The organism is Candidatus Collinsella stercoripullorum (genome assembly GCF_027669965.1).
Lineage (GTDB): Bacteria > Actinomycetota > Coriobacteriia > Coriobacteriales > Coriobacteriaceae > Collinsella > Collinsella stercoripullorum.
In genome coordinates this window covers 1-6,055 of the sequence record NZ_JAQECM010000055.1, presented here as the reverse complement: position 1 = coordinate 6,055, position 6,055 = coordinate 1, and the positions used below count along the sequence as shown (strand labels likewise).

At 67.2% G+C, this 6,055-nt stretch carries 4 protein-coding genes; 3 read left to right on the top strand and 1 reads right to left on the bottom strand.

All coding sequences use genetic code 11. From position 1 onward, the window contains the following. Window positions 1-224 precede the first annotated feature (224 nt). A complete protein-coding gene (feoB, locus tag PHA29_RS09150; protein WP_270849290.1) occupies window positions 225-2,582 on the top strand; it encodes a ferrous iron transport protein B in 2,358 nt (785 codons plus the stop codon). Window positions 2,583-2,677: 95 nt separating this feature from the next. On the opposite strand, the gene PHA29_RS09145 is transcribed toward feoB, so the two are convergent. After that, window positions 2,678-3,214 carry a cysteine hydrolase family protein gene (locus PHA29_RS09145; RefSeq protein ID WP_270849288.1) on the bottom strand — a complete coding sequence of 179 codons (537 nt, stop codon included), beginning with the start codon at window positions 3,212-3,214 and terminating at the stop codon, window positions 2,678-2,680. A 212-nt stretch (window positions 3,215-3,426) separates the two neighbouring features. Between PHA29_RS09145 and PHA29_RS09140 the strand changes: the two genes are divergently transcribed. Both PHA29_RS09140 and PHA29_RS09135 read left to right on the top strand, forming a co-directional pair. Beyond that, window positions 3,427-5,043, top strand: coding sequence for an aminotransferase class I/II-fold pyridoxal phosphate-dependent enzyme (locus tag PHA29_RS09140; RefSeq protein ID WP_270849286.1), 1,617 nt, complete (start codon window positions 3,427-3,429; stop codon window positions 5,041-5,043). Window positions 5,044-5,286: 243 nt separating this feature from the next. Beyond that, a partial coding sequence (locus PHA29_RS09135) for a hypothetical protein (protein ID WP_270849284.1) occupies window positions 5,287-6,055 on the top strand: 769 nt, incomplete at its 3' end.

Here is a 6,055-nt window from a genome sequence, read left to right as displayed (position 1 = left end):
TCGGTCATTCGGGGACGGGGTCGTTTCAACCCATGACGGCGCGCCGTCATGGGTTGAAACGACCCCGTCCCCGAATGACCGATGGGTTGAAACGACCCCGTCCCCAAATGACCCATTGCAGATGTCACGATGCGCGAGAAACCGCCCCCGAGCACCCTGCGCAACGCTATCATGTCTTGGAATGTCATGCATGTACGGCGATTCGGAGGGGAAGCACGGTACGCATGAGACTTGACTCGCTGGAGATCGGCAAGGACGCGATCATCGCGTCGGTCGACGCGGACGACACCGCGCTGCGTCAGCACATCCTCGACATGGGCCTCACCCCGGGTATCGAGGTCACCATGATGAAGTACGCCCCCATGGGCGACCCGATGGAGATCCGCCTGCGCGGATACGAGCTCACCCTGCGCCGCGACGACGCCGCCCGCATCGAGGTGCGCGACATCCACGACGCGCACAACTGCCCGCGCAAGAACGCCGCGACCGGGAGGACCGCGCACCCGGCGCTCGGCGAGGAGCCGGCGCATCCGCGCGCCGGCGGCAGGCCCATCCCGGAGGGCAAACCGGTCAGCTTCGCGCTCGCCGGCAACCAGAACTGCGGCAAGACGACCCTGTTCAACCAGCTCACGGGGTCGAACCAGCACGTCGGGAACTTCCCGGGGGTCACGGTCGACCGCAAGGACGGCCAGATCAAGGGCCATCCGGAGGCGACGGTGACCGACCTGCCGGGCATCTACTCGCTGTCGCCCTACACGAGCGAGGAGATCGTCTCGCGCGAGTTCATCCTGAACGAGCGCCCCGACGGCATCATCGACATCGTGGACGCCACCAACATCGAGCGGAACCTCTACCTCACGCTGCAGCTCATGGAGCTCGACCGGCCCATGGTGCTCGCGCTCAACATGATGGACGAGGTCGCGGCGAACGGCGGCACGGTCGACGTCAACAAGCTCGAGGAGCTCCTCGGCATCCCGGTGGTCCCGATCTCGGCCGCCAAGGGCGAGGGCATCGGCGAGCTCGTGGAGCACGCCATGCACGTCGCGCGCTTCCGGGAGCATCCCGGCCGCCTCGACTTCTGCGCGCCCGACGGCGCCGACGGCGGCGCCCTGCACCGCTGCATCCACGGTATCTGCCAGCTCATCGAGGACCACGCCCGGGCGGCGGGCCTGCCCGTGCGCTTCGCGGCGACCAAGCTCATCGAGGGCGACGCGCGGGTCATCGCGGCGCTGGCGCTCGACCGCAACGAGCTCGAGGCGGTCGAGCACATCATCGTCCAGATGGAGGGGGAGTCCGGCTCGGACCGTCTCTCCGCCCTCGCGGACATGCGCTTCTCGTTCATCGAGGAGGTCTGCGGCGCCTGCGTGGTCAAGCCGCACGAGAGCCGCGAGCACCTGCGCTCGGTCGCCGCCGACCGCATCCTCACCGGCCGCTACACCGCCATCCCGGTGTTCATCCTCATCATGGCGCTCGTGTTCTGGCTCACCTTCGATGTGATCGGTCAGCGCCTGTCGGACCTGCTCGAGCTGGGGATCGAGGCCTTCACCGCCGAAGTCGACGCGGGGCTCGCCGACTTCGGCGTGAACCCGGTGGTGCACGCCCTCGTCATCGACGGCATCTTCGCCGGCGTCGGAAGCGTGCTGTCGTTCCTCCCCATCATCGTCGTGCTCTTCCTGCTGCTGTCGATCCTCGAGGACTCCGGGTACATGGCGCGCGTCGCCTTCGTGATGGACAAGCTGCTGCGCCGCATCGGCCTGTCGGGGCGCAGCATCGTCCCCATGCTCATCGGGTTCGGGTGCAGCGTTCCGGCCATCATGGCGACCCGGACCCTGCCCTCGGAGCATGACCGCAAGATGACCGTGATGCTCACCCCGTTCATGAGCTGTTCGGCGAAGCTGCCGGTTTACGGCCTGATCACGGCGGCGTTCTTCCCGCGGTACGGCGGCCTGGTGATGCTGGCGATGTACCTCATGGGCATCGCCGTGGGCATCGTCGTCGCCCTCGTGCTCAAGCGGACCGCCTTCCGAGGCGACCCGGTGCCCTTCGTGATGGAGCTCCCCAACTACCGCCTGCCGAGCGCCGGCACCGTGCTCAGGCTCGCGTGGGACAAGGGCAAGGGGTTCGTGCGCAAGGCATTCACCATCGTGTTCGCCGCTACGGTCATCATCTGGTTCCTCCAGACCTTCGATATCCGCTTCAACGTGGTGACCGACCAATCCCAGAGCCTCCTGGCGGGCGTGGGGCAGGTCCTCGCGCCGGTGTTCGCCCCTTTGGGATTCGGCGATTGGCGCGCGTCCACGGCCCTGGCCGCGGGCTTCGCCGCCAAGGAGAGCGTGGTCTCGACGCTCACCGTGCTGATCGGCGGCGACGTCTCGGCGCTGTCGACGCTGTTCACGCCGCTGACCGCCTTCTGCTTCCTGACGTTCACGCTCCTGTACACGCCCTGCGTGGCGGCGGTGTCCACGGTGCGCAGCGAGCTGGGGACCAGGATGATGTGGGCGGTCGTCGCCCTTCAGTGCGGGGTCGCCTGGATCGCGGCGTTCGCCGTGCGGCTGATCGGGATGGCCGCCGGATTAGGATAGCGGGTAATTTGGGGACTAATTTGGGGACGGGGTCGTTTCGGGTCATTTCGCCCGCGGCCGCCGACCGCCCGTGGATGGGTAATTTGGGGACGGGGTCAGCCCTCGATGAGCTCGACCTGGCAGCTGCGCATGGTCGCGAGCGCGGCCTCGTGGGCCTGCGGGGTGACGCCGGCGCACAGGGCGGGGTTCACCCGGACGGGAACCTCCGGGAAATGGGCCTTGATGAGCAGCGCGTTGCTGATCACGCAGATGTCGGTGCAGACGCCGGCGAGCTCGATGGACCCGATGGGTTCGGCATCGTTCTCCTGGGCGAGCCACCACGCGAGCTCGACGGACCCGAAGGTCGGTTTCTCGAAGACGGCGGCGTCACGGGCGGCGCGGACCTCGTCGAGCTCGGGGACGAGCTGCCAGCCCTCGGTCCCGCGGATGCAGTGGGCGACGGGAAGGTTGCGTCCCTCCTGCGTCTCGAGGTAGTTCTCGGCGTGCGTGTCCTTTGTGAACAGGACGGTGCCGTCGAACTCGCGGGCGCGACGGGCGACGTCGGGGACGATCGCCTGCGCCTCGGGCGTTCCCAGCGCCCCGGTGACGAAGTCGTTCTGCATGTCGATGACGATCAGGTAGTTCTTGGCCATGGGGGATCCTCTCGCGGTGGGGCGCGGCAGCGCGTGTGCGGATGATGACGATAGGTCGCATGATACCGCGCGGTGAAAAACCTCGGAAGTTCAATTATGACCTGTGTTACACTCCCGATAATTGAACTTTGAACTTCTTACGAGTTCAATTTCACATCTAAATTGAACTTTTCCGGGATGAGTCTCCGGGATGCGGGAAACGGGGAGGTGGCATGGAGCGGGATTCCGAACGCGCGGTGTTCTCCGAGCGTCTGAGGGCGTCGATGGCGCGCCGAGGGCTCAAGCAGACCGATATGATCCGCGCGGCCGCGGAGCTCGGGGGAAGGCTGGGGAAGAGCCAGGTGAGCCAGTACGTGTCGGGCAAGACCGTGCCGCGGCGCGATATGGTGCGCCTGCTCGCCCAGATCCTCGAGGTCGATGCCGCCTGGCTCATCGGCGCGGGGGAAGAGGGCGCGACGGGGGCGCACAGCCCCGCCGCCGGGCCCGCGGTCCCCTCCGCACCGGATCCCGTGCCCGCACGAGCTACCGAGCGGCATGAGGCCGCCCTCCCAACCCCCGTCTCGCCCGCGTCGCGCCGAGGTTCCGGCGCCGACCGTCAAAGGAGCATCCACATGCGCGAATTCAAGAAGTCTTCCAAGCTCGAGAACGTTCTCTACGATGTCCGCGGCCCCGTCGTCGACGAGGCGAGCGCGATGGAGGCCCGCGGCGAGCACATCTTGAAGCTGAACATCGGCAACCCCGCCCCGTTCGGGTTCCGCACCCCCGACGAGGTCATCTTCGACATGCGCCAGCAGCTCACGGACTGCGAGGGCTACTCCAACTCGCGCGGCCTGTTCGCCGCGCGCAAGGCGATCATGCAGTACGCCCAGCTCAAGGGTCTGCCCAACGTCGACATCGAGTCCATCTACACGGGCAACGGCGTCTCCGAGCTCATCCAGCTGTGCATGCAGGCGCTGCTCGACAACGGGGATGAGATCCTCATCCCGAGCCCCGACTACCCGCTGTGGACCGCGTGCGCCACGCTCGCGGGCGGCACGCCCGTGCACTACCTGTGCGACGAGGAGGCCGACTGGTACCCGGACCTCGCGGACATGGAGTCCAAGATCACCGAGCGCACGAAGGCCCTCGTCATCATCAACCCCAACAACCCCACGGGCGCCGTCTACCCGCGCGAGGTCCTCGCCGACATCGTGGAGATCGCCCGCCGGCATCAGCTCATGATCTTCTCCGACGAGATCTACGACCGCCTGTGCATGGACGGCGTCGAGCATATCTCGATCGCCGCGCTCGCGCCCGACCTCCCGTGCGTGACCTTCTCGGGCCTCTCCAAATCCCATATGATCGCGGGCTTCCGCATCGGCTGGATGGTGCTCTCGGGTGACAAGCGCTGCATGCGCGATTTCATCTACGGCATCAACATGCTCTCGAACATGCGCCTGTGCTCGAACGTCCCGGCGCAGTCGATCGTGCAGACGGCGCTCGGCGGGCACCAGAGCGTCACGAGCTACGTGGTGCCCGGCGGTCGCGTGCACGAGCAGCGCAACTACGTCTACGAGGCGCTGAACGCCATCGACGGCGTGAGCGCGGTCAAACCGCGCGCCGCGTTCTACATCTTCCCCAAGCTCGACGTCAAGAAGTTCAACATCACCGACGACGAGCAGTTCGCCCTCGACCTCCTGCACGAGAAGCACATCCTGATCACGCGCGGCGGCGGCTTCAACTGGGAGAAGCCGGATCACTTCCGCATCGTCTACCTGCCGCGCATGGGGGTCCTGCACGAGGCGATGGAGGACCTCGCGGACTTCCTGGCGCACTATCGCCAGCGGTAGCGGGGCATCGGGAACAGGGTCTCTACCGGGACGGGCGGCTGCGCGGGCGGCCGCCCGTCTTCATCTGCCGGTGAAATACGGGGGTTCGGCGCCCTCGAGGAGGTGCTTTTGTGGTGACGCGGTTTTTCGCGGTGCGCACGTGCCGCTACCTCTACACTTTCACGAGGCCGGAAGGCCCTGTTTCGTGAATCGCGGCCGATTGGGAGAGCCGCCGGATGAGTGCCGAGGGCGCAGGAGGAACGCATGTCTGAGAACAGCGAGCTGAACGAGAAGATGACCGAGATCGACGAGACCGCCATCGAGGCGGCTGACCAGGCGGAGGCCGTCGAGGCCGCCGTGGAGACCGAGAACGTGGAGACCGAGGCCGCCGACGAGGCCGTCGAGGTCGAGGAGAACGAGACCGATGAGGCCGTCGAGGCCGCGGACGATGCCGAGCCCGCCGACGAGGCTGCCGCCATCGCCCCGGAGAACCTGGACAACGAGCTGTTCGACAAGGTGAACCGCGCCGCCCGCCTGCTGCGCGCCCGCCGCGACATGCTGCGTGACGAGGCCGACGAGGACGCCGCGCGCCTGCGCGACCTCATGCGCGCCCTCAAGCTGCTCGAGCTCAAGCCCAAGATGGAGCAGAAGGAGATGGCCGAGCTCATGGGCATGCGCCTGCGCGAGCTCAACGCCCTCATGATCGAGGCCGAGAAGCACGACATCGTCGCGCGCATCGAGCCCGAGGAGGAGGACATGCGCAAGGTCGTCATCTTCGCGAGCGAGGATGCCGAGCAGCTCGCCGAGGCCATGGGCAACAAGCGCAAGAAGCTCATCCCGAACCTCTCCTCCGATTCCGCCCAGCAGATCATCGAGATGCTCGACCAGATCGTCGAGCCGCTCGTCGCCATGGGCCTCGACAACGACCGCGACCGCGGTCCGCGCGGCGGCCGTGACGACCGCGGTGGCTTCGGCGGCCGCGGCGGCGACCGCGGTCCGCGCGGCGGCTTCGGCGGTGACCGCGGAGGCTTCG